At 54.9% G+C, this 568-nt stretch carries 1 pseudogene; it reads right to left on the reverse strand.

Annotated elements, in window-relative coordinates:
- Positions 1–497 (reverse strand): annotated as a pseudogene (locus ACOTX1_RS23825) (IS3-like element ISSen4 family transposase); the annotation flags it as partial.
- Positions 498–568 lie beyond the last annotated feature (71 nt).

Below are 568 nucleotides of genomic sequence, written 5' to 3' on the forward strand. Positions count from 1 at the left end.
ATTAACATGAAGCCCTTCACGGCGCAGCAACTGCCAAATACGACGGTAGCCAAAACGCCTGCGCTCCAGTGCCAGCTCAGTGATGCGCCCTGATAAATGCGCATCAGCAGCCGGACGGTGAGCCTCATAGCGGCAGGTCGACAGGGATAAACCTGTAAGCCTGCAGGCACGACGTTGCGACAGACCGGTCGCATCACACATCAACATCACGGCTTCCCGCTTCTGGTCTGTCGTCAGTACTTTCGCCCAAGAGCCACCTGAAGCGCCTCTTTATCCAGCATGGCTTCGGCAAGCAGCTTCTTGAGTCTGGCGTTCTCTTCCTCAAGCGACTTCAGGCGCTTAACTTCAGGCACCTCCATACCGCCATACTTCTTACGCCAGGTGTAAAACGTGGCATCGGAAATGGCATGCTTGCGGCAGAGTTCACGGGCGGGTACCCCAGCTTCGGCTTCGCGGAGAATACTGATGATCTGTTCGTCGGAAAAACGCTTCTTCATGGGGATGTCCTCATGTGGCTTATGAAGACATTACTAACATCGGGGTGTACTAATCAACGGGGAGCAGGTCA

The sequence above is a fragment of the Enterobacter cloacae complex sp. IR5401 genome, assembly GCF_049238425.1.
Lineage (GTDB): Bacteria > Pseudomonadota > Gammaproteobacteria > Enterobacterales > Enterobacteriaceae > Enterobacter > Enterobacter hormaechei_C.